A 24,756-nucleotide genomic window follows, 5' to 3' on the forward strand; every position below is an offset into this window, starting at 1 on the left:
ATGAAAATGTTAAAAAATGGCTGGCTTCTGCTGGTGCTTTTTTCATTGTATTACCTGATCCCTATTGAGTTTCGTAGCCTGTGGCAGCCGGATGAAACACGCTACGCTGAAATCAGTCGCGAAATGTTGGCCAGCGGCGACTGGGTCGTGCCGCATTTTTTTGACCTGCGTTATTTCGAAAAGCCGGTCGCAGGTTACTGGATTAATAATCTCGGTCAGTGGCTGTTTGGCGCCAGTAATTTTGGCGTGCGTTTCGGCTCGGTATTTTCAGTCACGCTGACGGCATTAATGGTTTACTGGCTGAGCTGGAAAATGTGGCGCGACAGTAAAACTTCACTGATGGCCGCGATCATTTTCCTCAGCTGCTTTTTAGTCTATGCCATTGGCAGCTATGCGGTGTTGGATCCGATGATCACCCTGTGGCTGGCGGCGGCGATGTGCAGTTTCTGGCTGGCGGTTGAAGCGAAGAGCACCGGTAAAAAAGTGCTGGCCTGGATATTGCTGGGACTGGCCTGCGGCATGGGCTTTATGACCAAAGGTTTTCTGGCGCTGGCGGTTCCGGTGATTGGCGTTCTGCCGTGGGTGATTCAGCAAAAGCGCTGGAAAGAGCTGCTGCTGTTCGGACCGCTGGCGATACTTAGTGCGCTGCTGATTACCCTGCCGTGGGCACTGGCGATAGCCCGGCGCGAGCCTGATTTCTGGCACTATTTCTTCTGGGTCGAACATATTCAGCGTTTTGCCGAGGACAATGCGCAGCATAAAGCGCCATTCTGGTATTACTTGCCGGTACTGCTGGCCGGAACACTGCCGTGGCTGGCGCTGCTACCCGGCGCGCTGCGGCGCAGCTGGCAGCAGCGGCAGCAAGATAGCGGCAGCCTCTATTTACTGGGATGGTTTATTATGCCGCTGCTGTTTTTCAGCGTAGCAAAAGGCAAGTTGCCAACCTATATTCTGCCCTGCTTTGCGCCGCTGGCGATTTTAATGGCGCGCCATGCAATGCAGCTGGTTGCCACGGGTAGCGCGGTACTGCGCACCAATGGCTGGATTAATATGCTGTTTGGCCTGATCTGCGCGCTGGTGGTGCTGTTGGTGCTGGCCCCGTGGAGCGTTACGCGGCATCCACTGTACGCCACCAGTGAACTACTGAAGGTAATACTGGCCGCCAGTGCTTTTGTATTCTGGGCACTGGTGGGGGCGTTCACGCTGAAAAACCCTGAGCGACGCTGGCCGGCAGCGGTACTTTGTCCTCTGGGGATTGCACTGCTGGTCGGTGCAGTGATTCCGCAACAGGTTGAGGATTCGAAGCAGCCGCAGGCCTTTATTCAAGCCGTACGTCAGAATATCAGCGACAGCCGCTTTATTCTGGCTGACAGTCCCGGCGTGGCTGCGGGCATTGCCTGGGAACTGAAGCGCAGTGATATCGATTTCTTTGAGGAAGCCGGAGAACTGAAATATGGCCTGCAGTATGCGGATGCGCGCCACCGTCTGGTCGATGGCCCCGAATTCGCTGACTGGCTGGCAATTCATCGCCGTCAGGGAAAAGTCTCGTTGATCTTGTTACTGGCAAGAGGTGAAGACGAAACCAGTAATACGCTGCCTGCGGCTGACTATATTTATCAACAAGGGCGATTCATCTTGTATCAATATAATCAGCAACCATGAATATCCTGCTGATTGCCATTGCCAGCCTGCTCAGTTGTGCAGGCCAGCTTTGTCAGAAACAGGCCACTCACCGCCGCGGCGTGGTGCGATATAAACGGCATATGCTGTTATGGCTGGGCCTCAGTGTGCTGCTGCTGGGTAGCGCAATGCTGGTGTGGCTGTGGGTATTACAGCAGGTGCCGGTTAGCGTCGCCTATCCGATGCTTAGCCTGAATTTTATTGTTATCGCCCTTGCCGCGCGCTGGTTGTGGCAGGAGCGCATCAGCCTGCGTCACGCCCTGGGGATTATGCTGATTGTCGCCGGAGTAATGGTCTTGGGAATTTACGCATGATTGGCTATCTGTGGGCGGCACTCAGTATTTTGTTGGTGAGCGCAGCACAGCTCAGTATGAAATGGGCGATGCTGAATTTGCCGCCCGCCAGCGACCTGCAGGCGTTTTTTTACGCCTTACTGGCCGTCACCCCCGGGGCAATTGCGCTGCTCGCCGGGCTGAGCGCCTATGGATTCTCAATGTTGTGCTGGGTGGTGGCGCTGCACTATATCAGCCTGAGCCGCGCCTATCCGCTGCTCAGTCTGAGTTATATTCTGGTGTGGTTAGCCGCGCTGTTTTTACCTGGTCTGAATGAACCTTTTTACTGGGGGACGCTGGGCGGTGTGGTGTTGATTGTCAGCGGCCTGCTGGTGATCTGCTGGCCTGAGCGCGGTCGGAAAACGGAATAACCGACTCACGTAACATCAGTTTGCCTCTGAACGGCGTCTGCGGAACATTTGCTTTGCCGTCGAGTAAGTTGAGCAGCCGGTTCAGCGTCTCTTTGATCATCTCCGCCACCGGCACATGCACGGTAGTTAAAGTCGGAATAAAGAACGAAGCGGTTGGCGTATCGTCGAAACCCAGCAGGGAAATCTGCTGCGGTACGCTGATTCCCGCCTGGTGAAAGGCTCTGGCAGCGCCAATCGCCATATCGTCATTACCGGCAACCAGAGCCGAAAAGTCGACGCCGCGCGCCAGCAACTGCTGTGCGGCCAGTCTTCCACTCTCGGGCGTCCATGCTCCCTCGATCACTCGCGCCGCTTCAAACTCAATATTGTGTGCTGCCAGCGCCTGCTGATAACCGGCATAGCGGCTTTCGCTGGTTGGTGAACCGCTGATGCCGCGAATAAAGGCGATCTGACGGTGGCCCTGTATAATCAGATGGCTGACCGCCTCCAGGCTATCCTGTTGATGCGCGGCAAACACACAGTTATCCGGGTGGCGGCTGAGCTGGCGGTTAACCACCATGATCGGCTGCGGATGCTGTTCAATAATCGCATCCAGCTCCGCCGGATTGAGAAAGCGCGGATAGATAATGATTGCGTCACAGCGCAGATCGAGTAAAAACTGGATCGCCTGACGTTCCTCTTCCGCGCTGTGCTTACCATCGGCCAGAATCAGCTGACGACCATGCTGCTCAGTCAGCGTGGCGGTTTGAAACAGCAGTTCGCTGAAGTAGGGGCCATGGTACAGCGTGTTGGTTACCACCAGACCGATACTTTGCGATTTACGCGTCGCCAGATTACGCGCCAGCAGATTGGGCCGATAGCCGGTCTCTTCAATCGCCTTAAATACCCGATCCCTGGTGGTTTTGCTGACATAGCTATTGCCGGCAAGCACGCGTGAAACCGTCGCCTTAGAGACGCCAGCCTTTTTCGCCACATCTAGCATCGTCGTCATACTGGATTCCTGAACATGAAAACTCCGGGCGCAGTTTAACGTATTGCGATTTTATCTGCAGCAGCTAACGTTGCGGCGCAATAATACGGTTAATTTTGCAGGCGGTTATGCTCGTGGTTTAATAATGTCTGAAACAAGTAATAGTTCGAAATTAAAATATATTCAATTATTATTTTATTGCGTTTTTTATAAGCTTTGCTGCCCACTGCGATCCGAATCACAAAATGTGAAAAGTAATATGAAACCGGTTGCAGATTGTTGCTTGATTTGTCTAAATCAGGTTAAACAACAGGCGGGAGATAGCGATGAAAAAAATTTTACTGTGCTGTGCCGGCGGGATGTCTACCAGTATGCTGGTGCAAAGAATGGAAAAAGAAGCGAAAGAACAAGGGATTGACGTAGAGTTACTGGCGGTTGGCTTTGATGACTTTGCCAGCCAGATTGATGCATGGGACTGCTGCCTGTTGGGGCCGCAAATAAAATATAAATTAGCGGATTTTCAGGCGATTGCTGCGGAGAAGCATAAGCCGGTGGCGGTCATTAATACCATGGATTACGGTATGATGAACGGTAAAAAGGTATTGAATGATGCACTGGCGTTGATCACCCCACGCGGAGAATAATAATGGGCGCATTCAGTGAATCATTATTTGGCATTATTGAAAATCGTATCAGTCCGGTAGCGGCACGGTTGTCAAATCAACGACACGTAACGGCAATTAAAGACGGATTTATTTCGTCGATGCCGTTTCTGATTGTCGGCTCTTTTATGCTGCTGTTTGCCCATCCGCCTTTTAGCGCCGACAGCCAGTGGGCGATTGCCAAGTGGTGGCTGGGGATGGTGGCCAGCTATTCTGAGCAAATCATGATGCCGTTCAATATGACCATGGGCATTATGGCGGTGTATATCGCCGCGGCTATCTCTTATAACCTGGCGCTAAGCTATAAAATGAATGGTTTTATGGCTGCCTGCCTGTCACTGATGTCATTTCTGGTCGTGGCCGCACCGCACACCAATGGCGCACTGCCGGTCGGATCGTTGGGCGGCGAGGGTATTTTTACCGCTATTCTGGTGGCGCTTTACAGCACTGAATTAATGCACTTCCTGCAAAAACATAATATTGGCATCAAATTGCCGGAGCAGGTGCCACCGAAGATCCGCCAGTCGTTCGATCTGCTGATTCCGATTCTGGCTATCTTTCTGACGCTGTTCCCGCTAAGCCTGTTTATTCAGCATGAATTTGGCATGCTGCTGCCACAGGCGATTATGGCAATCTTTGCGCCGATTATCTCGGCCTCGGACTCGCTGCCGGCGGTTCTGATTGCGGTGTTGCTTTGCCATTTGCTGTGGTTCGCTGGTATTCATGGCGCGGTGATTGTCGGCGGTATCTTGCAGGCGTTCTGGCTGACCAATCTCGGCATCAATCAGCAGGAGCTGAATGCCGGTCAACCGATTACCCAAATCTTTATCGAGCCGTTCTGGCAGTTCTTTATTGTGGTCGGCGGTTCCGGCTCCACCATGGGTCTGGTATTCCTCTATTTGCGCAGCCGCGCACCGCACCTGCGCTCGATTGGTAAGCTGGGGCTGGTGCCGAGCATGTTTAATATCAACGAGCCGATTATTTTTGGTTCGCCGGTGGTGATGAACCCGTTGCTGTTTATTCCCTTTGTCACCGCGCCGCTGGTCAATGCCATCATTGCCTGGGTCGCCACGCGAACCGATTTAGTTAACCACGTTATTTCGCTGGCACCCTGGACCACGCCGGGGCCGATAGGTGCTGCCTGGTCAACCGGCTGGGATTATCGCGCGATAATTCTGGTGGCAGTACTGATTGGCGTATCGACCCTGATTTATTACCCGTTCTTCAAAATGTATGAGCGCCAGCTGCTGGCCCAAGCCGAAGCGGAAGAGAAACAGAATTTACAAACTGCGGAGAGCCATTAATGGAACTTGATGAAACCACGGTAATGGAGCTGATTATTCATGCCGGTGAAGCGCGCTCGTTATCGATGGAAGCGCTACGCGCAGCACGGAAACACGACTGGGCTACAGCCGATCAACATCTGACGGCGGCCTCGGCGGCGGCGCGTGAAGCGCATAAGATCCAGACCGCGCTGATCGGGGCTGATGAAGGCTGCGGCAAGATCCCGGTGAATTTAATTCTGGTTCATGCGCAGGATCATCTAATGAACGCCATGCTGTGTCGCGAGCTGGCAGAAGAGATTATCGTGCTGCACCGTGAAATTGCCGCACTTAAATCTGCTTAATTTCAGGAGAGTTAAACGATGAAACATCAGCAGTTAACCCCGTTTCCTGAAGGATTTTTATGGGGAGCATCGACCTCAGCTTATCAGGTTGAAGGCGCATGGAATGAAGACGGTAAAGGGCCATCGGTGATCGATAAAGCCCGTTTTAGCGACAGCATTACCGATTTTACCGTGACCAGCGATCACTATCATCGTTTTCAGCAGGATGTGGCACTGTTTGCCGAGCTTGGGCTGAAAACCTATCGCTTTTCAATTGCCTGGAGCCGCCTGTTTCCACAGGGCAGCGGTGAGCTGAATGCTGAAGGCGCGGCGTTTTACCATCGGCTGATCGATGCACTGCGTCAGCATGATATTGAACCGCTGGTCACGCTGTACCATTTTGATCTGCCGTGGGCGCTGCAGGAAAAGGGCGGCTGGTCCGATCCGGCGACCATTGACGCCTTCGAGCATTTCGCCAAAACCGCGTTTGAATTATATGGCGATCGCGTCAATTACTGGCTGACGATCAACGAACAGAACATGATGATCCTGAAAGGGGATGTCATCGGCACGCTGCCACCGGGCACGCCAGACCCACAAAAAACGCTGTATCAGCAGAATCACCATATGATGCTGGCGCAGGCCAAAGCGATGATTGCCTGTCACCAGATGCTGCCGCAGGCGAAAATTGGCCCGGCACCGAATATTTCCTGCGTTTATCCGGCCAGCCCGCGTCCGGAAGATGTGCTGGCGGCCAATAATTTCACGTCGATACGTAACTGGCTGTATCTCGATCTGGCCTGTTATGGACGCTATAACGCCGTGGCCTGGAGCTTTATGGCGGAGAAGGGCTATCTGCCGACCATTACCGACGCCGAGATGGCTATTCTGCGCGCCGGGAAACCGGACTTTATCGCCTTTAACTATTATGCCTCAGCCACGGTGGGAGCCGGGCTGCCAGCAGACAGCGACGAAGATGCCGCTGCTCAGTTAGTCGATCAGCAGCTGGCGGGCATCGATGAAACCGTGTATGTCGGTACCGAAAACCGTTATCTGAAGAAAAATCAGTTTAACTGGTATATCGATCCGGTAGGTTTTCGCATTACCGCTCGTGAAATTTACGATCGTTATCATCTGCCACTGATTGTGACGGAAAATGGCCTCGGTGCATTTGACGAGCTGGCTGCGGGCAATAAAATCCATGACGACTACCGGATTGCCTATCTCAGTGAACATATTCAGCAGCTGCAGCTGGCGATCTCCGATGGCGTCGATCTGTTTGGCTACTGCCCGTGGTCGGCCATCGATCTGGTCAGTACGCATCAGGGCATTCGCAAACGTTATGGCTTTATTTACGTTAATCGCGACGAACATGATCTGAAAGATTTAGCGCGCTTTAAGAAGAAAAGTTTTGCCTGGTATCAACGCGTAATCCGCAGCAACGGGCAGAATCTTGATAGCGCAGTGGATTATTAACCACGCTGGCCGTGCGCCAGCGAATTTATCTGTTTTTAAAAAGGATATGACATGTCTGAACAACAATTACCGAAAGACTTTCTGTGGGGCGGCGCGGTAGCGGCGCATCAGGTTGAAGGTGGTTGGGATCAAGGTGGCAAGGGCGTCAGTATTTGTGATGTTCTTTCCGGCGGCGCACACGGTGTTGATCGGGTGATTACTGACGGCGTTCAGCCAGGCTATAGCTATCCAAATCACCAGGCGGTCGATTTTTACTCGAACTATAAGCAGGATATCGCGCTGTTCGCTGAAATGGGGTTTAAGTGTTTTCGTACCTCAATTGCCTGGACGCGTATTTTTCCCAATGGCGACGAGCAACAGCCGAATGAGGCTGGATTACAGTTTTACGACGACCTGTTTGATGAGCTGCTGAAGCATAATATTGAGCCGGTAATTACGCTGTCGCATTTTGAGATGCCGTATCACCTGGTGAAAGAGTATGGCGGCTGGCTGAACCGCAAAGTGGTTGATTTCTTTGTGCGCTACAGCGAAGTGGTGATGAAGCGTTATCAGTCAAAAGTGAAATACTGGATGACGTTTAACGAAATCAATAATCAGCGTAACTGGCAGTATCCGCTGTTTGGCTACTGCTGTTCCGGCGTGGTGTTTACCGACCAGCCAAATCCTGAGCTGGCGATGTATCAGACGCTGCATCACCAGTTTGTTGCCAGTGCCAAAGTGGTCAAACTGGGTCATCAGATCAATCCTGAGTTTAAAATTGGCTGCATGCTGGCGCTGGTGCCGCTTTATCCGTGGTCCTGCAATCCGGATGATGTGATGTTTGCTCAGGAAGCGATGCGTGAGCGTCATTTGTTCGGCGACGTTCAGCTGCGCGGTTATTATCCGTCTTATATCCTCAGTGAGTGGGCGCGTAAAGGCTACCAGATTGAGATGGAGGCGGACGATCGTCAAATCCTCAGCGAAGGCTGCGCTGACTATCTCGGTTTCAGCTACTACATGAGTAACGCGGTGCAGTATGCGGCGAAAGATAACGCCAGTGGCGATGCGATTGCCGGTTTTAATGGCAGCGTGAAGAATCCACACGTTAAGGCGTCAGAGTGGGGCTGGCAGATTGACCCGGTTGGCCTGCGTTATACTCTGAATGCATTCTATGAGCGCTATCAGAAGCCGATGTTTATTGTGGAAAATGGTTTTGGCGCGGTGGATCGCGTTGAGGCCGACGGCAGCATCAACGATGATTACCGCATCGCTTATTTACAGGCGCATATTGAGCAGATGAAAAAAGCGGTGACTGAAGACGGTGTCGATTTGATGGGTTATACGCCGTGGGGCTGCATCGACTGCGTCTCCTTTACCACCGGGCAGTACAGCAAGCGCTACGGCTTTATTTATGTCGATAAACATGATGACGGTACGGGCACGCTGGCACGTTCCCGCAAGAAAAGTTTCGACTGGTATAAAGCAGTGATCGCCAGCAACGGCCAGCAACTGTGATTTAACCTCTGAGCCTGCGGCAAATCTTTGACTTGGGCGGCGAGAACGGCTCTCCTGGATTGTAGGGGAGCCGTTTTCAGCTCCCGCCCTGAAGCGATGTCGGGTGCAAAACCCCGGTTCGGGCGGTGAGAACGCCGCTGCTACGGGTAGGCCTGCTGCAGCATCCAGTACTGTTGCTCGCGTGAATAGTCAACCAGCGAGTTTTTACTGTTGGAGCGCGCCAGAATCCACTGCCGTTCCTCTTCACTTAACGGCTGTGGCGTTTGCCAGAATGGCGTTATCGCCTGAGCTTTGATCCACTCCGCCAGCAGGAGTGCCGGGCTGTCACTGACTTTATCAAACAGTTTGCTCGCCAGTTCTGTCATCAGTTGCTGCTGCTGTGGATGTTGACTGTTATGTAGCAGCGTCAGAAATGGCAATAGCAGGCGACCGCAGACTTCACCGTGATGATAATCCTTAATGGCTCCCAACTCACCGGCAATGCCATGAATTACGCCGAGTCCCGCCATACTCAGGCTCAGTCCGCCGAGCCACGAAGCCATCATCATCTGCTCACGTGCATCGTCACCCAGGCGATCGTCGCGATTAAGTGCCGGCCAGCCGTTGATAAACGCCTGCATACCGCTGATGGCGGTCTGGCGGCTAAACGCATTTCCTTTGGCCGACAGATAAGCTTCAAATAAATGGGTGAAGGCATCAATCGCGCAGCAGGCCAGTACCTGGTCCGGTGCACCTTTCAGCAGCAGCGGATCAAGAATCGCAACCTGCGGCACAAAATTGGGGTGGCGTAGCGAGGCTTTTACTTTGATCGTCGCTTTATCGGTCACCACCGCATTTTGCGTCACTTCACTGCCGGTGCCGGCAGTGGTCGGGATGGCAATCAACGGCAGCGTATTTGCACTAAGTTTGCTGTCGCCGACTTTTTCCAGATAGCGCAAAGTCGGTAGCGGATGTTCACTCAGTGCGGCAAAGGCTTTGGCGGCATCCAGTACGCTGCCGCCGCCAATCGCGACGACCCGTGACACCTTGCCGCGCCAGCGCGCGACCCAGCAATCAATCTCATCAGGTGAGGCTTCATGGCTGACGATTTCATGGCCGAGCAGTAACCCATCCAGTGGTTGCTTAATGCGGGCGTAAGCCGCGCCCTGCAAAAAGGAGCGTCCGCAAAACAACAGGGTAGGCAGTGGGGAAGCCTCAAGCAGCGGTATTAGCTCTCGCAGACTTCCGTTACCGAAAAAGGTCTGCCGGTTGGAAATCATCTGACTGATATTCATCGGTTCTCTCAACTTTTTCTTATCACAGGTAAGCCGACAGTTTACCTGTGATGGCCAGGCCGGGAATGAAAAATCGGTTAATGACCTTATTTCAAAACTTTGATCATGCTCCCAAAATGGTAATTCAGCCTGCGTCAGGGATTACTGTGAGCGGATGTTACCGCTAACATGTTATCGGTAACAGGCCGGATGCGCCTGATGTATGACCTGAAAATCCACCCAATCCTGCCTGATACGGTCAGGCCGGAGATTGGGAATAATGATAAATATGCGGCTATCAACCTGCTGATAATCTGCATGCACCGGAGAAGAATTTATGCCATTAGTCATCGTTGCGATCGGGGTAGCATTACTGCTGCTGCTGATGATTCGCTTCAAACTGAATGGATTTATCGCGCTGATTCTGGTCGCCCTGGCGGTCGGTATTATGCAGGGTATGCCCGTTGATAAAGTGATCGGCTCAATTAAAGCCGGCGTTGGTGGCACCTTAGGGAGCCTGGCGCTGATTATGGGCTTCGGTGCCATGCTGGGTAAGCTGCTGGCAGATTGCGGTGGCGCTCAGCGTATTGCCACCACGCTGATCGATAAGTTTGGTGAAAAACATATTCAGTGGGCGGTGGTACTGACCGGTTTTACCGTTGGTTTCGCGCTGTTTTATGAGGTGGGCTTTGTCCTGCTGCTACCGCTGGTGTTCTCCATCGCCGCTTCTGCCCGCGTGCCGTTACTGTATGTCGGTGTACCGATGGCAGCTGCGCTGTCTGTCACTCACGGTTTTCTGCCACCGCATCCTGGCCCAACCGCGATTGCCACGCTGTTTAACGCCGATATGGGTAAAACCCTGCTGTTTGGCACCCTGCTGGCTATTCCGACGGTAATACTGGCCGGCCCGGTTTATGCGCGCTTCCTGAAAGGTATCGATAAACCGATTCCAAAAGGGCTGTATAACCCGAAAACCTTTACCGAAGCGGAGATGCCTGGCTTTGGCGTCAGCGTCTGGACTTCACTGGTGCCGGTGATTCTGATGGCACTGCGTGCGGTGGCTGAAATGGTGCTGCCAAAAGGCCATGTGATTCTGCCTTACGCCGAGTTTTTAGGTGATCCGATTATGGCGACGCTGATCGCCGTGCTGATCGCTATCTTTACCTTTGGTCTCAATCGCGGTCGCAGTATCGATGAAGTGATGGGCACCATCAGTGATTCGATTAAGATCATCGCGATGATGCTGCTGATTATCGGCGGTGGCGGCGCGTTTAAACAAGTGCTGGTGGACAGTGGCGTCGACACCTACATTGCCAACATGATGCATGCCAGCAACCTGTCGCCGATTCTGATGGCATGGACGATTGCAGCGGTGCTGCGTATTGCGCTCGGTTCAGCTACCGTTGCGGCCATCACCGCCGGGGGAATTGTTGCCCCGCTGATTATTACCAGTGGCGCCAGCCCGGAGCTGATGGTGATTGCGGTCGGTTCCGGTAGCGTGATTTTCTCTCACGTTAATGACCCAGGTTTCTGGCTGTTTAAGGAGTACTTTAATCTGACGATTGGCGAGACTATTCGTTCATGGTCAGTGCTGGAAACGATTATTTCGGTGTGTGGACTGGTGGGCTGTCTGCTGCTGTCGAATGTGATTTAATCGGCCGTTCAACTGTTAGCCGTGTCGTCAGTTAATTGCCAGACGCCGCCCCTGAGACAGAAATAACACCGGGGCGGCGTTTTTTCATTTTAGCTTAAATCATGCAGATCCAAATCCAGCGCTGGCGTCAGATTGATCTCGCTAAATATCACGCTCAGACCCGCGCGCTCCGGAGTGCAGCACATTACGCCAATGCGGTAGTGGCTGGCTTGCGGGAAGCGGCATAACCTCAGTAGCGGCCAGCTGATGCCATCCGCAGAATATTGCAGCCGCAAACAGCCATTTTTTAAAGTGATTCGCATCCAGAACTGTGCGGCATCAGCGGGAAACACCCCGGTTGCCCAGTCAGAGTGCCCAACAGTTAATACGCTGCCCATCATCGGTTGGCCATCGCTAAATTCAATGCCGGATTTAAGCCACTGCTGTTCATCAATGGCGATCATAATTCCAGCCTGATCGTATAGTGCGGAGAACTCCGCATTGACCTTAACCTGAAAGGTAAAATCCTCGCTAACCTCACGGTAATAAAAGTGGCCCGAGTGGCGGGTAAAGCCATACCAGGTTTCTCGCCAGAAATCACTGTTATCGGCCGTGACAACATGCAGTGAATCGTCATTAACCGACCATTGCGGCGGTTCGTTGAGCCAGTTGAAATCGTTATGCATCAGATCCTCTGTAAGCTGCAGAAAACATCCGGGCCACACTGCGGCGGCCCGAAAATAACAGGCTTAATGCGGCTGTTCAAAGCCCGCTTTCACCATTTGTTCGCGTAGCTGTCTGGTGATATCACGATTGCCACCGGTTAGCGGATAGATGACATTGTTAATCACATCATCCAGGTAGTGCTCATCAAAATCTTGCATAGTGAGAGGAGTACCGCCTTCATCATTAATCGCAATGGTGCCGCGGATATGATTGCCCACATCGCGAGCCTTTAAACTGTACCTGCCCATACGGGTATTAATCGTGCTCATCTTATCTCCTTGTTACCTGCTGATTTGAACTTATAACAAGTGAGGGCATTAAACGGCCCAGGCCAACGTGATTAAGTTTAGTTGCTCAGACAAGGAACGGCGAAGCGGCAGCAGGGAAGAGACGGCAGTCTCGTGATCGCGCTCGCAATATTCTTTTTCAGCGAGCCACAATCAGCTCCGGCGCGGCTGATGCCAGCGTTTGCTGCGCACTGGAAGGCAGTTTGCTGTCAGTGATTATCGCATCAAAATTATCCAGTGGAAGCGCCAGGAAGGTCGCAATTTTATTGTATTTTGAGCTGTCGCTCAGCAATACGCGCTTGCTGCTGACTTCGGCGACCATCCGCTTCACCATCACTTTATCTTCATCCGGCGTAAAAATGCCGCGCTGTCCCCAGCAGGACGCTGAGATAAAGGCGATATCAATTGACAGGTTTTGCAGTGCGCGCGCCGCTGCCTCGCCAACGCAGGAGCGGTTTTCACGACATAAGCTACCGCCAGTGTGAATCATCCGGCATTGGGTGGACTCAATAATAAAATTGGCGATCACAAAGTCATTGGTGACGATTAACAGATCGTCACGACCAGCCAGTTCACGCGCCAGTGCCAGCGTGGTGGTTCCGGCATCCAGATAGATACAGCTATTGCGTGGAATATGTTGTGCGGCGCTCTGGCCGATAACGAATTTTTCCTCACTGAACATGGCGGTTTTGTCCAGGTGCGAAGGCTCTGCCGCCAGTCGCTCTGTAGAGCGCACCCCGCCGGAGACTGACAGCAGTGCACCTTGCTCCTCCAGCTTCTGCACGTCACGCCGGATGGTCATATGGGAAACCCCCAGGCGCTCTGTCAGCTCATTAATGCTAATGACGCCGCGCTCTGCTATCAGCGCTAAAATTTGTTGATGACGTTGTACCGGGATCATGACTACTCCTTTCTGACAGACCCTGACCTGTTATTTTCAGTATAGCGCTGGCGTTGCGGCGTTTTTATCATTTTTTCACATTCTGGCGCATTCATTTGGCAGCCGATCAAAAATTCATCACCAGCGAGGTACATGGTATACAAATTAACTCATTGTTTTTAATCATAAGTTATTCATATACCCGCCTTGCTCTTGTTAATTAGTGTTAAAACCCGCCGTGGTGGACGTTAATAATTGTGAGATTCATCACGTGAAAGCCGCCGCAGAGTGCTTATACTTAACACAACAAAACAAATTATCACCAAAATTAACACGAGGAAGTTATGGCACAGACATCAGCATTTAACGTCGGCGTGATTGGCCTGGGTTCAATGGGCATGGGGGCGGCGCAGTCCTGCATTAAGGCTGGTCTGAATACCTTTGGCGTCGACCTCAATCCGCAGGCGCTGGAAACGCTGCGTCAAAGCGGCGCACAGGCTGCTGAAAGCAGTGCTGATGCCTTTGCCAGCCAGCTGGACGCGGTGCTGCTGCTGGTGGTCAATGCGCAGCAGGTGAAAGGCATCCTGTTTGGTGAGCGCGGCATCGCCAGCAAACTGAAAGCTGGCACGGTAGTGATGGTCTCTTCAACCATCTCCTCGCAGGATGCTCAGTTGATTGAGCAGCAGCTGGCGCAGCATCAACTGCTGATGCTGGATGCGCCGGTATCGGGTGGAGCCGCCAAAGCCGCGCTGGGCGAAATGACGGTGATGGCTTCCGGCAGCGATCGGGCCTTTGCCATCCTGCAACCGGTGCTGGATGCGGTGGCCAGCAAGGTCTATCGCATCGGCAGTGAAATAGGCCTCGGTTCTACCGTCAAAATTATCCATCAGCTGCTGGCCGGCGTGCATATTGCCGCCGGAGCGGAAGCGATGGCGCTGGCGGCGCGTGCCGGTATCCCACTGGATACCATGTATGACGTGGTAACCAATGCGGCAGGTAACTCGTGGATGTTTGAAAACCGCATGCGCCACGTGGTGGATGGCGACTACTCGCCCAAGTCTGCGGTGGATATTTTTGTAAAAGATCTGGGTCTGGTGGCGGACACCGCAAAAGCGCTGCACTTCCCATTACCGCTGGCCTCAACGGCGTTCAATATGTTTACTTCTGCCAGTAACGCCGGCTTTGGCAAGCAGGATGACAGCGCGGTAATCAAAATTTTTAGCGGCATTACGCTGCCGGAAAAGAAGGAGCAACCATAATGCGCCTGGGTGTGATTGCCGACGACTTTACCGGTGCCACGGATATCGCCAGTTTTCTGGTACAAAACGGCATGTCGACGGTACAGCTGAATGGCGTGCCGTCGGGCGATGAGCGTTTTGGCACCGACGCGATTGTGGTCAGCCTGAAATCGCGATCCTGTCCGTCAGAGCAGGCGGTCAGTGATTCACTGGCGGCGCTGCGCTGGCTGCAACAGCAGGGCTGCGAGCGCTTTTATTTCAAATATTGCTCCACCTTTGACAGCACCGCGCAGGGAAATATTGGCCCGGTCACCGATGCGCTGCTGGATGCGCTGGATGAACCGCAAACCATTATCTCACCGGCGCTACCGGTTAACGGTCGTACCGTTTATCAGGGCTACCTGTTTGTGATGGATACGCTGCTGTCCGAGTCCGGCATGCGCCATCATCCGGTGACGCCAATGACCGACAGCAACCTGATGCGTCTGATGGAAAGTCAGGCGCGAGGAAAAGCCGGGCTGATTGCCAGCGCGGTGATTGATCAGGGGCCAGAGGCAGTACAGGCGCGGCTGGCTGCGCTGAAAGCCGAAGCGGTGCGCTATGTGGTGCTGGATGCGCTGAATGAACAGCATCTGCTCACTCAGGGAGCGGCGCTGAAGGAGATGAAGCTGGTGACCGGTGGTTCCGGTCTGGCGATTGGCCTGGCGCGGCAGCTGGCTTCTGGCGGCGGCGATCGGCAACAAGCCGAAGCGGCGGGGGCACCACAGGGCGAGCGCGCGGTCGTGATTTCAGGATCCTGCTCGACGATGACCAATCGACAGGTAGCGGTCTATCGCCAGCAGGCTCCGGCTAAAGTGGTCGAGGTTGAGCGCTGCCTTGACGATTCGCAAGGTTATGCCTTGCAGCTGTCTGACTGGGTAGAGCAGAACGCCGACGGCGAGCTGGCGCCGCTGCTGTTTGCCACTTCGGATGCGCAGCAGTTGCAACAGATTCAGTCGCAGTACGGCGCTGCACGCAGTAGCGAGGCGGTAGAGCACTGTTTCGCCGCCGTCGTGCGTGAGCTGAAGGCGCGAGGTTTCCAGCGCTTTATTGTCGCGGGCGGCGAAACGTCCGGGGTGGTGGCGCAGACGCTGGGCGTCAGTGCATTTCATATCGGTCCGGCGATTTCGCCGGGAGTACCCTGGGTGCGGGATACCGGGCAGCCACTCTCGCTGGCGCTGAAGTCTGGCAACTTTGGTGATGAGAATTTCTTTGCCCGCGCACAAACGGAGTTTCCACGATGACCGAACAACAAGCTCGCGAAGAGATGGTAAAACTGGGCGCATCTTTCTTCCAGCGTGGCTATGCCACCGGTTCAGCCGGAAATCTGTCGATGCTGCTGGAGGATGGCAGCTTACTGGCGACGCCTACCGGCTCATGCCTCGGCGATCTTAATCCGGACACCCTGTCAAAAGTGACGCTGGAAGGGGAGTGGCTTTCCGGCGATAAACCGTCGAAAGAGATCAGTTTCCATCGGGCTATCTATCTGAACAAACCAGGATGTAAAGCGGTGGTGCACTTGCACAGCCTGTATCTGACCGCGCTGTCATGCCTGCAAGGGCTGGACAGTAAAAACTGCATTAAACCCTTTACGCCTTATGTGGTAATGCGCGTCGGTGATGTGCCGGTCGTGCCTTATTATCGCCCGGGCGATGCACGCCTCGGTGAGGATTTGGCCGAGCTGGCGCCGCACTACAACGCGTTTCTGCTGGCTAATCACGGACCGGTGGTTGTTGGCAAAAGTCTGCGTGAAGCGGCAGACAATACTGAAGAGCTGGAAGAGACCGCTCGTTTGATTTTCACCCTCGGCGATCGACCGATTCGTTATCTCAGCGATGATGAAGTGGCAGAGTTAAGGAGTTAATTATGCCAAAGTTTGCAGCCAATTTATCGACCATGTTTACCGAACTGCCGTTTCTCGAACGGTTTGATGCTGCGGCGGCAGCAGGATTTCAGGCGGTCGAGTTTCTGTTTCCCTATGACTATCCGGCTGAGGTACTAAAAAGTCGACTGCAACAAAATCAGTTGCAACTGGTGCTGTTTAATACCGCGCCAGGTAATGTGACAGCGGGTGAGTGGGGTGTGGCGGCCATTCCCGGACGTGAGCAGCAGGCGCAGCGTGATATCGACAATGCGCTGGAGTATGCCATTGCGCTTAACTGCCCGCAGGTGCATGTGATGGCGGCGACGCTGCCGGAAGGGGCCGATCGTGAAGCATACTGCCAGGCGTTTATTAACAATATGCGTTACGCCGCCGAGCGTTTCGCTCCACACAATATTCGCCTGCTGATTGAGGCGCTGAATCCAGTGACCAAGCCACATTATCTCTATGCCAGTCAGTATCAGACACTGGAGATGGTGAAACGCATTGACCGTGACAACGTGTTTACCCAACTCGATTTGTTCCATGCGCAACTGGTCGACGGCAACCTGAGCCATTTAATCCGTCAGTACGCCGGATGCTATCAGCATATTCAGATCGCCTCGGCTCCGGATCGTCATGAACCGGATGAAGGCGAGATCAATTATCCGTGGCTGTTTCAGTTGCTGGATGAGGTCGGGTATTCCGGCTGGATTGGCTGCGAGTATTTTCCGCGTGGCGCGACGCTTGATGGACTTGGCTGGTTTGCCAACTGGCGTTCGCTGAAATAACGGCTGAAATCGTTATTGTGCCGGGCGCGCTGCCTCCGGCAGCAGACTTACTGTGCCAAAATTCTGTTATACACCTGGGAAGTATTAATTAAAACAAAGCCTTAAACATAATAACGCCCCACAATGAGGTTTTTACTATGTCTACCACCCTACTGTTAACCATTGCTGTTGTCAGCGTTATTTTGTTGCTGGTACTGGTAATAAAAGCGAAAGTTCATCCGTTTGTTGCTTTATTAATTTCCAGTCTGTTTGTCGCCATCAGTACCGGTATTCCGGCTAAACATATCATGGAAGTGATTATGTCTGGCATGGGCGGTTTGCTGGGGCATATCTCGATTATTATTGTGCTGGGTGCAATGCTGGGAGCGATTATTGAAGCCTCCGGCGGCGCAGACTCTCTGGCCGCGCGTTTTACCCGTAATATGGGGATAAAACGCTCGGTGGCGGCATTGACGCTGGTGGCGTTTATTCTCGGTCTGCCGGTATTTTTTGAAGTCGGCTTTATTATTGTTGTTCCGCTAATTTATGGTTTTGCCAAAGTCGCACGCGTCTCACCGTTAAAATATGGTTTGCCGATGGCAGGCGTAATGTTACTGGTGCACGTTTCGATTCCGACGCATCCCGGTGCGGCAGCAGCGGCAGGATTACTGAATGCGGATATTGGCTGGGTAATGATGCTGGGAATTGCCATCTCGATACCGGCGGCAATATTTGGTTATTACGTGGCAAAGCTGATGAACCGTAAAAATTATCATTTGTCGGTCGAAGTGCTGGAGCAGCTACAGCTGGCGGACAAGGATAAAAAGTCGCATGCTGAGGCTCAGCCACCGGGGGCGTTGCTGATCTCGGCGCTGATTGTGATTCCGGTATTACTGATTATGCTCGGTACGTTACTGACGCCGTGGTTGCCAGAAACCGGCGTGTTACACGGTGTGGTTGCGCTGATCAGCACGCCTGCAATTGCTCTGCTTATTGCCTTGCTGCTGGCGGCGTGGTTACTTGGTCTTCGGGGGGGATGGGGTAAAGATAAACTGGATACCGTGGTGACCAGCGCGATTCCTGGCGCGGCTGGCGTGCTACTGGTGGCTGGTGCCGGCGGCGCGTTTGGCAAAGTGCTGGTTGAGTCAGGAGTGGGCAAGGCGCTGGCTTTACTACTGGAGAGTATTCATCTGCCGATTATACCGGCGGCATTTGTGCTGTCGCTGGCGCTGCGCGCCTCGCAAGGCTCGGCGACGGTGGCTATCGTCACCACCTGTGGCCTGTTAGGTAGTGCAGTCGCTGACTTGCAGGGAATGCAGCTGGTGCTGGTGGCCTTATCAGCCTGCTTTGGCGCGCTCGGGTTATCACATGTCAATGATGCCGGGTTCTGGGTGGTCACACGCTATCTTGGGCTGTCAGTTGCCGATGGACTGCGCACCTGGACGGTTCTGACCACGGTCATGGGGCTGGCGGGATTCGCCTTTGTCTGGCTCGGCTGGCTGATGTTGTAAAACGAGAACACCACCCCTCACCGACGCGGATGTGGCTTTAGTGGGGGATTCGGCGGGCAAAAAAATGTCCATTTCCGACAATATCCGAATCTTCTTCTATACTTAAGTCACTACGAAACGTGGTTTTTATCTCTTTTATTGGCGAGGAAAATGGAATGAAAATTATTCTCTGGATTATCGCAATTATCTTTATCGTCGGCCTGCTGACGCTGACCGGCGTATTCAAACTGATTTTTTAATCTTGTCTGGCTGTCGCTGCGGTTTGCGGCGGCAGTCTGCTATCTCAACCTGTCTTACGCTGACCGATCAAGCATTTGATAATCGGATCCATTGGCGTCAGTGGAAGCAAATCCTTTAGGGTTAGCGGTTTGTTACAGTTCGCGCAAACTGCGCCGTGATGCTCTGTAGGATTTTCTCCTTTGGAGGTATAAACAAACTTTTTACTTCCACACGAAGTACATCTCACTTTCATGACCATTTCACTTATCCTTGTCTGCTGAGATGAGATTTATCTTATCAAAAATTAATAAGAAATCGATAAATTAAGTTTATCTAAGTTTGATACCCGTACGAAATAGATATTCGCCTGAATTTCCATAATATTTTTGGTTGCTCTGGCGTTAATCTGATAATAGCGTTGGCAATCACCGAGTTTTTTTTCGAAGATTCCATGACTTTTATCAATAAAACCTTCACATTGCTTCCCTGCGAAACTTCTGATTAACGGCGCTATTTTGAACAATCGGGCGATAATACCTGAATCATGCAGTTACATCTTGATGTAAAGAAATCATTCCATTTGAAAATCTATGAAAGTTATCGGATGTCAATGTGAAAAGAATTTATCCAGCAGTTAAAATGCGGGGCGGATATTTGGATTTTCTGCTTAGATAGCAGCGTTTGCCGCGGCCAGCTGCGCTGCTCGCCTGGCTGATTTAAACAATGTTGAAGTTTGCGCTGTTAAAATTTTAGTTCATACAAAGAATGGTAGTTACTGAAGTGAAAGCAATTAATCAATATTTCCTGCCAGTGGTTCTTTCCAGTTGCCTGTTTTCTTCGGTAGCATCTGCGGGTGAAATAATCGATCAGAGTAAGACGTTGTGGCAGACCTTTACCGACAATGTCGAAAAAACCTGGACCTCACCCGACTCTTACGACTTATATGTCCCGGCTATCACCTGGCACAACCGCTGGACGTACGATAAAGAAAAAACCGATAAGTATAACGAGCGCCCCTGGGGGGCCGGTGGCGGTATTTCTCGCTTTGACGAGCATGGAAACTGGAACGGCATCTACCTGATGGCGTTTAAAGACTCGTATAATAAGTGGGAACCGATTGGCGGCTACGGCTGGGAAAAAACCTGGCGTCCGTTCAGCGATCAGAATTTTCGCCTGGGTGCGGGTTATACCGCCGGGGTGACCGCGCGTGATAACTGGAAGTATATCCCGATTCCGGTACTGCTTCCTTTAGCATCAATAGGTTACGGCCCAGCAACTTTCCAAATGACTTATATTCCGGGAACTTACAATAACGGTAATGTTTTCTTTGCCTGGGCGCGCTTCTCTTTTTAGTTGTTTAATTGAGCGTCCGGCACGGCTAAGATGAAAAAAACTCGATATTTATCACTTTTTCTTCATGCCGGACTGGACAAAAGCGCTCGCAATTGCTGTACTAACACTCGACACAGTTTAGTGTCCATTTTTCATGTAAAGGTAATATTGATGTCTAAGATTAAAGGTAGCGTTAAGTGGTTTAATGAGTCCAAAGGATTCGGTTTCATTACTCCTGAAGATGGTAGCAAAGATGTATTCGTACACTTTTCCGCTATCCAGAGCAACGGTTTCAAAACCCTGGCTGAAGGTCAGCGTGTAGAGTTTGAAATCACTGACGGCGCTAAAGGCCCATCTGCTACTAACGTTGCTGCAATTTAAGTTAGTTATCAGACAGAATTTTAAAAACCCGCCGCTGGCGGGTTTTTTTTTACCCGTTTTCTTCCCGGTTATCGATCGTCAACAGCAGTTCCCGCTTATTCATCATCGCTCAGACTGAGGGAGTCACCATGAATATTCGCCCGGCACAATTGCAGGACAGCTTCGCGCTCAGCGCGCTGCTGGCAGAGTTAGGTTATGGCGCGACTGAAAATTTTATCGATAAACGTCTGGCGCAGTTGATTGCCGACCCCGATGAGTGCCTGCTGGTCGCGGAACATGGGCCGTCGGTGCTGGGTTTCCTGTCGCTGCATTTTATTCCTCAGCTGGCGCTGGCCGGTGATTTTGCCCGCATCAGCTACTTCTGCATTGCCGAGGGTGAGAGAAGTAAAGGGGTGGGGCAGCAGTTGTTGCAGTATGCTGAGCAACTGGCGCAGCAGCGCGGTTGCGATCGCGTTGAAGTGCACTGTAACGAACATCGCATCAAAGCCAACAGCTTTTACGCCCGTGAAGGCTATCAGGAATCACCCCGATACCATATCAAACCGCTGAGCTGACGAACGTCACTGCCCCGGGAGAATGATAATGAAAATAGCGATGGGACAGTTCGCGGTCGAGCGTGACTGGCAGCTTAACGCGGCGACCTGCATCAGGCTGATGGCAGATGCGGCAGCCGCTGAAGCCGAACTGCTGGTGTTACCGGAAGCCGTGCTGGCACGGGATAATAGCGATGCCGACTTTGTGCTGAAGGCGGCCCAACCGCTGGATGGGCCGTTTGTCAGCCAGCTGCTGGCCGCCAGCCGCAACAGCCGCCTGACCACCATGATGAGCGTGCCAGTGCCCACTGCTGATGGCCGTGCGCTGAATGTGCTGATCGCCATTCGCGCCGGTGAGGTGGTTGCGCGCTACGACAAATTACATCTGTATGATGCTTTCGCGGTGAAGGAATCAAAAAATATTACTGCCGGTGAGCAGGTGCCGGCCCTGATTGAGGTCGGCGGGATGAAGGTTGGCCTGATGACCTGCTATGACGTACGTTTTCCCGAGCTGGCGCGACGTCTGGCGATAGAGGGTGCCGAGGTTCTGGTTCTGCCGTCAGCGTGGCTCAGAGGCCCGCTGAAGGAGATGCACTGGGAGGTGCTGGTCACCGCCCGTGCGCTGGAGAATACCTGTTATCTGGTGGCGGTAGGCGAGTGTGGTCCACGCAATATCGGTAACAGCATGGTGGTTGATCCCTTAGGCGTGGCAGTGGTCAAAGCCGCAGAGGCTCCGACGCTGTTGTATGCAGAGCTGGATGCCGCTCGTATCGCTTACGCCCGCAGCGTGCTGCCGGTGCTGGAGAATCGACGTTTCGCCCGCCCGGAGCTGAAAGAGTCTTAATCTGTTACAGATTGCCATTGTATTGCCTGCACAACTGCGCGTTAATAAAGGGGACAGGTGTGTACTATGGTAAAATAAGAAGGTGTTATGGAAGGTATCAGTATTGCTAAACTGCTGATTATCGGTGCATTGATCGTTCTGCTGTTCGGCACCAATAAGTTACGTTCGCTCGGCGGTGACCTTGGATCGGCGATTAAGGGCTTTAAAAAAGCCATGAGTGATGACGATACATCAGCGAAAAAAACTGCTGCTGAAGAGACTGCGCCGGATCGTGTGGTGCATAAAGACTGAGGGGTTGTTACGTAAATGTAACTACAGATTACAGTGCTTCAGATAAAAAAGAACCGGTAGTCCGCAGGCAGCCGGTTCTTTTTTTTGATTACCGCCATTAATAAGGGAGCCGAAATAGCTCCCCTGGGATGTCAGGAATCCACTCCGCAGCGGCGGTTATTTCACTTCCAGACCTTTCGCCTGCATATCGGCATGATAAGAAGAACGAACAAAAGGTCCGCAGGCGGCGTGGGTAAAGCCCATCGCCAGCGCTTCTTCTTTCATTTCGTCGAACTCAGCCGGGCTGACATAGCGCTGTACCGGTAAATGGTGACGGCTTGGCTGTAAATACTGGCCGAGCGTCAGCATGGTAACGCCATGGCGACGCAGATCGCGCATAACCTCAACGATTTCGGCGTTGGTTTCACCCAGACCCACCATCAGACCTGATTTGGTCGGAATCTCCGGGTGCGCTTCTTTAAAGCGCTCCAGCAGTTTCAGTGACCATTCATAGTTGGCTCCCGGGCGCACCTGGCGATAAACACGCGGAACGTTTTCCAGGTTGTGGTTAAACACATCTGGCGGCGTGGCATTGAGAATATCCAGTGCGCGATCCATACGTCCGCGGAAGTCCGGCACCAGCGTTTCAATTTTTATCGTCGGGCTTTTTTCGCGGATAGCCGCGATGCAGTCGGCAAAATGCTGAGCGCCGCCGTCACGTAAATCATCACGGTCCACTGAAGTGATAACCACATAGCGTAGCGCCATATCGGCGATAGTTTGCGCCAGTTTACCCGGTTCGTTGGCATCCGGCGTCATTGGTCGGCCGTGCGCCACGTCGCAGAACGGACAGCGGCGGGTACAAATCGCACCCAAAATCATAAAGGTTGCGGTGCCGTGGTTAAAACACTCTGCAAGGTTAGGGCAGGAGGCTTCTTCACAGACGGAATGCAGACCGTTTTTACGCATTGCGGCTTTGATACCCTGAATACGTGTGGAGTCAGCAGGCAGTTTGATTTTCATCCACTCTGGCTTTCTTAAGATCTCCGGCCGCTCAGTTATCACGGTTTTTACCGGGATCAGTGCCATTTTGTCTGCGTCGCGATACTTAACGCCGCGTTCCATCTGAATAGGTTTACTCATAAGCTTGCAGGTTCCAATTTGGATTGCGTTCTGAAAGAGGCATAAAACTCAGTGAGTCGTACTCAATTTTCAACTTTATTTGATAAAAGCGCAAAAATTATATCATCTCACCGCCCGACAATCAGCCCGGTTACAGGTGAAAACGTTGCAGAATTGTAAAGCAGCGCGCACAGCAGTGGAACATCAAAGATTCAACTCTTGCGGATCGCGATATTCTGAGGTGTTTATCGCCAGCAGCGCCATAAATTTTTCGATTAATACCGGCTGCACGTCCGACAGTGTCACCCCAGGCTGCCAGGCGCTCAGCTGGGTCATCTCCAGTCCGGCATAGCCGCAGGGGTTTATCCGCAGAAACGGCGTTAAATCCATATTGATATTCAGCGCCAGCCCGTGAAATGAACAGCCCTGACGAATGCGCAGGCCAAGGGAACAGATTTTTTTGCCGTCAACGTAGACGCCAGGTGCATCCGCACGCGCATTGGCGCTGACGCCAAAATGTGCCAGCGTATCGACCACCGTCTGTTCAATGGCGCTGACTAACTGGCGAACGCCAATTTTGCGCCGCTTCAGATCGATCAACACATACATCACCTGCTGACCTGGGCCGTGATAAGTCACCTGGCCACCACGGTCACTCTGCACCACCGGAATATCACCGGTCATCAGCAGATGTTCAGCTTTACCAGCCTGACCCTGAGTGAAAACCGCAGGGTGCTCAACCAGCCAGAGTTCATCGGCGGTAGCGTCGGTACGTTGGTCGGTAAACTGATGCATAGCTTGCGAAACGGGCTCCCACTGACGCAGGCCCAGTTGGCGTATGATGAGGCTGTCCTGATACAAAACGAGTGTCCGGCAGGAAAAGAGAAGGGCAGTATAACGTTGCTAAAGGGCGAGAGCTACCCGCCCTTTAACGCAGGATGCGCTTACAGCACCATGCGCACGATTTCGATGTTGCCTAACTCTTCATACAGCGTTTCGATCTGCTCGATATGCGTGGCGTTAATAGTGATCGACACCGAGTGGTAGTTACCTTTGCTGCTCGGTTTGACTTCCGGGGTGTAATCACCAGGCGCATGACGCTGAACCACTTCGACTACTTGATCGACCAGTCCTTCGTGCGCCAGGCCCATAACTTTAAACGGGAAGCTGCAAGGAAATTCAAGTAATTCTTTCAGATTGGTTTTCATAGATGCTCCGGTGCACTAAAACGTGGGCTCCCAGAATAACGGGAGTTTCTTAATGGGT

The 24,756-nt window shown here is 52.6% G+C and carries 29 protein-coding genes; 20 read left to right on the forward strand and 9 right to left on the reverse strand.

Annotation, left to right across the window (positions count from 1 at the left end; translation table 11 throughout):
• From arnT to arnF, 3 genes are read left to right on the forward strand one after another with little or no spacing between them, the layout of a single operon-like run.
• Window positions 1-1,662 carry a lipid IV(A) 4-amino-4-deoxy-L-arabinosyltransferase gene (gene arnT / locus RIN69_RS06600; protein WP_313856363.1) on the forward strand — a complete coding sequence of 554 codons (1,662 nt, stop codon included), beginning with the start codon at window positions 1-3 and terminating at the stop codon, window positions 1,660-1,662.
• On the forward strand, window positions 1,659-1,994 hold the full coding sequence (gene arnE, locus RIN69_RS06605; RefSeq protein WP_313856364.1) for a 4-amino-4-deoxy-L-arabinose-phosphoundecaprenol flippase subunit ArnE: 336 nt from the start codon (window positions 1,659-1,661) through the stop codon (window positions 1,992-1,994). Before arnT ends, arnE begins: the two co-directional genes overlap by 4 nt.
• Window positions 1,994-2,383: a 4-amino-4-deoxy-L-arabinose-phosphoundecaprenol flippase subunit ArnF gene (gene arnF / locus RIN69_RS06610; protein ID WP_313857625.1), complete on the forward strand. Its 390-nt coding sequence runs from the start codon at window positions 1,994-1,996 to the stop codon at window positions 2,381-2,383. Before arnE ends, arnF begins: the two co-directional genes overlap by 1 nt.
• On the opposite strand, the gene RIN69_RS06615 is transcribed toward arnF, so the two are convergent.
• Entirely contained in the window at window positions 2,331-3,374 is a 1,044-nt protein-coding gene (locus tag RIN69_RS06615) for a LacI family DNA-binding transcriptional regulator (RefSeq protein ID WP_313856365.1), read from the reverse strand. The genes arnF and RIN69_RS06615 overlap by 53 nt on opposite strands.
• Before the next feature lie 305 nt (window positions 3,375-3,679).
• Between RIN69_RS06615 and RIN69_RS06620 the strand changes: the two genes are divergently transcribed.
• The 5 genes from RIN69_RS06620 to RIN69_RS06640 are packed head-to-tail and all read left to right on the forward strand — an operon-like array spanning window position 3,680 to window position 8,591.
• The gene (locus RIN69_RS06620; RefSeq protein ID WP_313856366.1) at window positions 3,680-3,997 is read left to right on the forward strand and encodes a PTS sugar transporter subunit IIB; all 318 of its coding nucleotides are present in this window, start codon (window positions 3,680-3,682) and stop codon (window positions 3,995-3,997) included.
• A gap of 2 nt (window positions 3,998-3,999) precedes the next feature.
• Complete coding sequence (locus RIN69_RS06625) at window positions 4,000-5,319, forward strand: PTS sugar transporter subunit IIC (RefSeq protein WP_313856367.1); 1,320 nt, start codon at window positions 4,000-4,002, stop codon at window positions 5,317-5,319.
• On the forward strand, window positions 5,319-5,642 hold the full coding sequence (locus RIN69_RS06630; RefSeq protein ID WP_052899785.1) for a PTS lactose/cellobiose transporter subunit IIA: 324 nt from the start codon (window positions 5,319-5,321) through the stop codon (window positions 5,640-5,642). Before RIN69_RS06625 ends, RIN69_RS06630 begins: the two co-directional genes overlap by 1 nt.
• An 18-nt stretch (window positions 5,643-5,660) precedes the next feature.
• Window positions 5,661-7,097: a glycoside hydrolase family 1 protein gene (locus RIN69_RS06635; protein WP_313856368.1), complete on the forward strand. Its 1,437-nt coding sequence runs from the start codon at window positions 5,661-5,663 to the stop codon at window positions 7,095-7,097.
• A 51-nt stretch (window positions 7,098-7,148) separates the two neighbouring features.
• The gene (locus RIN69_RS06640) at window positions 7,149-8,591 is read left to right on the forward strand and encodes a 6-phospho-beta-glucosidase (protein WP_313856369.1); all 1,443 of its coding nucleotides are present in this window, start codon (window positions 7,149-7,151) and stop codon (window positions 8,589-8,591) included.
• 140 nt (window positions 8,592-8,731) lie between these two features.
• On the opposite strand, the gene RIN69_RS06645 is transcribed toward RIN69_RS06640, so the two are convergent.
• Window positions 8,732-9,865, reverse strand: coding sequence for an iron-containing alcohol dehydrogenase (locus RIN69_RS06645; RefSeq protein WP_313856370.1), 1,134 nt, complete (start codon window positions 9,863-9,865; stop codon window positions 8,732-8,734).
• A gap of 316 nt (window positions 9,866-10,181) precedes the next feature.
• Here RIN69_RS06645 and gntT point away from each other — a divergent pair, with 316 nt between their 5' ends.
• Complete coding sequence (gntT, locus tag RIN69_RS06650; protein ID WP_313856371.1) at window positions 10,182-11,498, forward strand: gluconate transporter; 1,317 nt, start codon at window positions 10,182-10,184, stop codon at window positions 11,496-11,498.
• A gap of 89 nt (window positions 11,499-11,587) precedes the next feature.
• Here gntT and RIN69_RS06655 read toward each other — a convergent pair whose 3' ends face one another.
• The 3 genes from RIN69_RS06655 to ygbI all read right to left on the reverse strand — a co-directional run bounded on the left by RIN69_RS06655 (window position 11,588) and on the right by ygbI (window position 13,391).
• A complete protein-coding gene (locus RIN69_RS06655) occupies window positions 11,588-12,163 on the reverse strand; it encodes a DUF1349 domain-containing protein (protein WP_313856373.1) in 576 nt (191 codons plus the stop codon).
• Window positions 12,164-12,226: 63 nt separating this feature from the next.
• The gene (locus RIN69_RS06660; RefSeq protein WP_313856374.1) at window positions 12,227-12,472 is read right to left on the reverse strand and encodes a hypothetical protein; all 246 of its coding nucleotides are present in this window, start codon (window positions 12,470-12,472) and stop codon (window positions 12,227-12,229) included.
• Between the two features lie 157 nt (window positions 12,473-12,629).
• On the reverse strand, window positions 12,630-13,391 hold the full coding sequence (gene ygbI, locus RIN69_RS06665) for a DNA-binding transcriptional repressor YgbI (RefSeq protein ID WP_313856376.1): 762 nt from the start codon (window positions 13,389-13,391) through the stop codon (window positions 12,630-12,632).
• A 323-nt stretch (window positions 13,392-13,714) separates the two neighbouring features.
• On the opposite strand from ygbI, the gene ltnD reads away from it, so the two are divergent.
• From ltnD to RIN69_RS23015, 6 genes are all read left to right on the forward strand, one after another.
• Entirely contained in the window at window positions 13,715-14,629 is a 915-nt protein-coding gene (gene ltnD / locus RIN69_RS06670) for an L-threonate dehydrogenase (protein WP_313856377.1), read from the forward strand.
• Window positions 14,629-15,891, forward strand: a complete 1,263-nt coding sequence (gene otnK, locus RIN69_RS06675; protein ID WP_313856378.1) for a 3-oxo-tetronate kinase — start codon at window positions 14,629-14,631, stop codon at window positions 15,889-15,891. Before ltnD ends, otnK begins: the two co-directional genes overlap by 1 nt.
• On the forward strand, window positions 15,888-16,511 hold the full coding sequence (gene otnC, locus RIN69_RS06680; protein WP_313856379.1) for a 3-oxo-tetronate 4-phosphate decarboxylase: 624 nt from the start codon (window positions 15,888-15,890) through the stop codon (window positions 16,509-16,511). Before otnK ends, otnC begins: the two co-directional genes overlap by 4 nt.
• A gap of 2 nt (window positions 16,512-16,513) precedes the next feature.
• A complete protein-coding gene (locus tag RIN69_RS06685) occupies window positions 16,514-17,299 on the forward strand; it encodes an HPr family phosphocarrier protein (protein WP_313856380.1) in 786 nt (261 codons plus the stop codon).
• A gap of 137 nt (window positions 17,300-17,436) precedes the next feature.
• Window positions 17,437-18,789, forward strand: coding sequence for a GntP family transporter (locus tag RIN69_RS06690; RefSeq protein WP_313856381.1), 1,353 nt, complete (start codon window positions 17,437-17,439; stop codon window positions 18,787-18,789).
• 119 nt (window positions 18,790-18,908) lie between these two features.
• Window positions 18,909-19,028: a hypothetical protein gene (locus RIN69_RS23015; protein WP_449361563.1), complete on the forward strand. Its 120-nt coding sequence runs from the start codon at window positions 18,909-18,911 to the stop codon at window positions 19,026-19,028.
• 44 nt (window positions 19,029-19,072) lie between these two features.
• On the opposite strand, the gene RIN69_RS23020 is transcribed toward RIN69_RS23015, so the two are convergent.
• Window positions 19,073-19,267 (reverse strand): ECs_2282 family putative zinc-binding protein, encoded by a 195-nt coding sequence (locus tag RIN69_RS23020; RefSeq protein ID WP_449361564.1) that lies wholly within the window; start codon window positions 19,265-19,267, stop codon window positions 19,073-19,075.
• Window positions 19,268-19,788: 521 nt separating this feature from the next.
• Between RIN69_RS23020 and pagP the strand changes: the two genes are divergently transcribed.
• The 5 genes from pagP to tatE all read left to right on the forward strand — a co-directional run bounded on the left by pagP (window position 19,789) and on the right by tatE (window position 22,389).
• Window positions 19,789-20,361: a lipid IV(A) palmitoyltransferase PagP gene (gene pagP / locus RIN69_RS06695; RefSeq protein ID WP_390902500.1), complete on the forward strand. Its 573-nt coding sequence runs from the start codon at window positions 19,789-19,791 to the stop codon at window positions 20,359-20,361.
• Between the two features lie 150 nt (window positions 20,362-20,511).
• Window positions 20,512-20,721, forward strand: coding sequence for a transcription antiterminator/RNA stability regulator CspE (cspE, locus tag RIN69_RS06700; protein ID WP_313856384.1), 210 nt, complete (start codon window positions 20,512-20,514; stop codon window positions 20,719-20,721).
• 128 nt (window positions 20,722-20,849) lie between these two features.
• The gene (locus RIN69_RS06705) at window positions 20,850-21,275 is read left to right on the forward strand and encodes a GNAT family N-acetyltransferase (protein WP_313856385.1); all 426 of its coding nucleotides are present in this window, start codon (window positions 20,850-20,852) and stop codon (window positions 21,273-21,275) included.
• Between the two features lie 28 nt (window positions 21,276-21,303).
• The gene (locus RIN69_RS06710) at window positions 21,304-22,098 is read left to right on the forward strand and encodes a deaminated glutathione amidase (protein ID WP_313856386.1); all 795 of its coding nucleotides are present in this window, start codon (window positions 21,304-21,306) and stop codon (window positions 22,096-22,098) included.
• Between the two features lie 87 nt (window positions 22,099-22,185).
• Window positions 22,186-22,389, forward strand: a complete 204-nt coding sequence (gene tatE, locus RIN69_RS06715) for a twin-arginine translocase subunit TatE (protein WP_313856387.1) — start codon at window positions 22,186-22,188, stop codon at window positions 22,387-22,389.
• Window positions 22,390-22,545: 156 nt separating this feature from the next.
• On the opposite strand, the gene lipA is transcribed toward tatE, so the two are convergent.
• The 3 genes from lipA to ybeD form a co-directional block, all read right to left on the reverse strand.
• Window positions 22,546-23,511 carry a lipoyl synthase gene (lipA, locus tag RIN69_RS06720; RefSeq protein ID WP_313856390.1) on the reverse strand — a complete coding sequence of 322 codons (966 nt, stop codon included), beginning with the start codon at window positions 23,509-23,511 and terminating at the stop codon, window positions 22,546-22,548.
• A 183-nt stretch (window positions 23,512-23,694) separates the two neighbouring features.
• The gene (gene lipB / locus RIN69_RS06725; RefSeq protein WP_313856393.1) at window positions 23,695-24,351 is read right to left on the reverse strand and encodes a lipoyl(octanoyl) transferase LipB; all 657 of its coding nucleotides are present in this window, start codon (window positions 24,349-24,351) and stop codon (window positions 23,695-23,697) included.
• An 83-nt stretch (window positions 24,352-24,434) separates the two neighbouring features.
• The gene (gene ybeD / locus RIN69_RS06730; RefSeq protein WP_313856394.1) at window positions 24,435-24,698 is read right to left on the reverse strand and encodes a DUF493 family protein YbeD; all 264 of its coding nucleotides are present in this window, start codon (window positions 24,696-24,698) and stop codon (window positions 24,435-24,437) included.
• Window positions 24,699-24,756 lie beyond the last annotated feature (58 nt).

It is taken from the genome of Winslowiella toletana, assembly GCF_032164335.1.
In the GTDB taxonomy this organism is placed as follows: Bacteria; Pseudomonadota; Gammaproteobacteria; order Enterobacterales; family Enterobacteriaceae; genus Erwinia; species Erwinia toletana_A.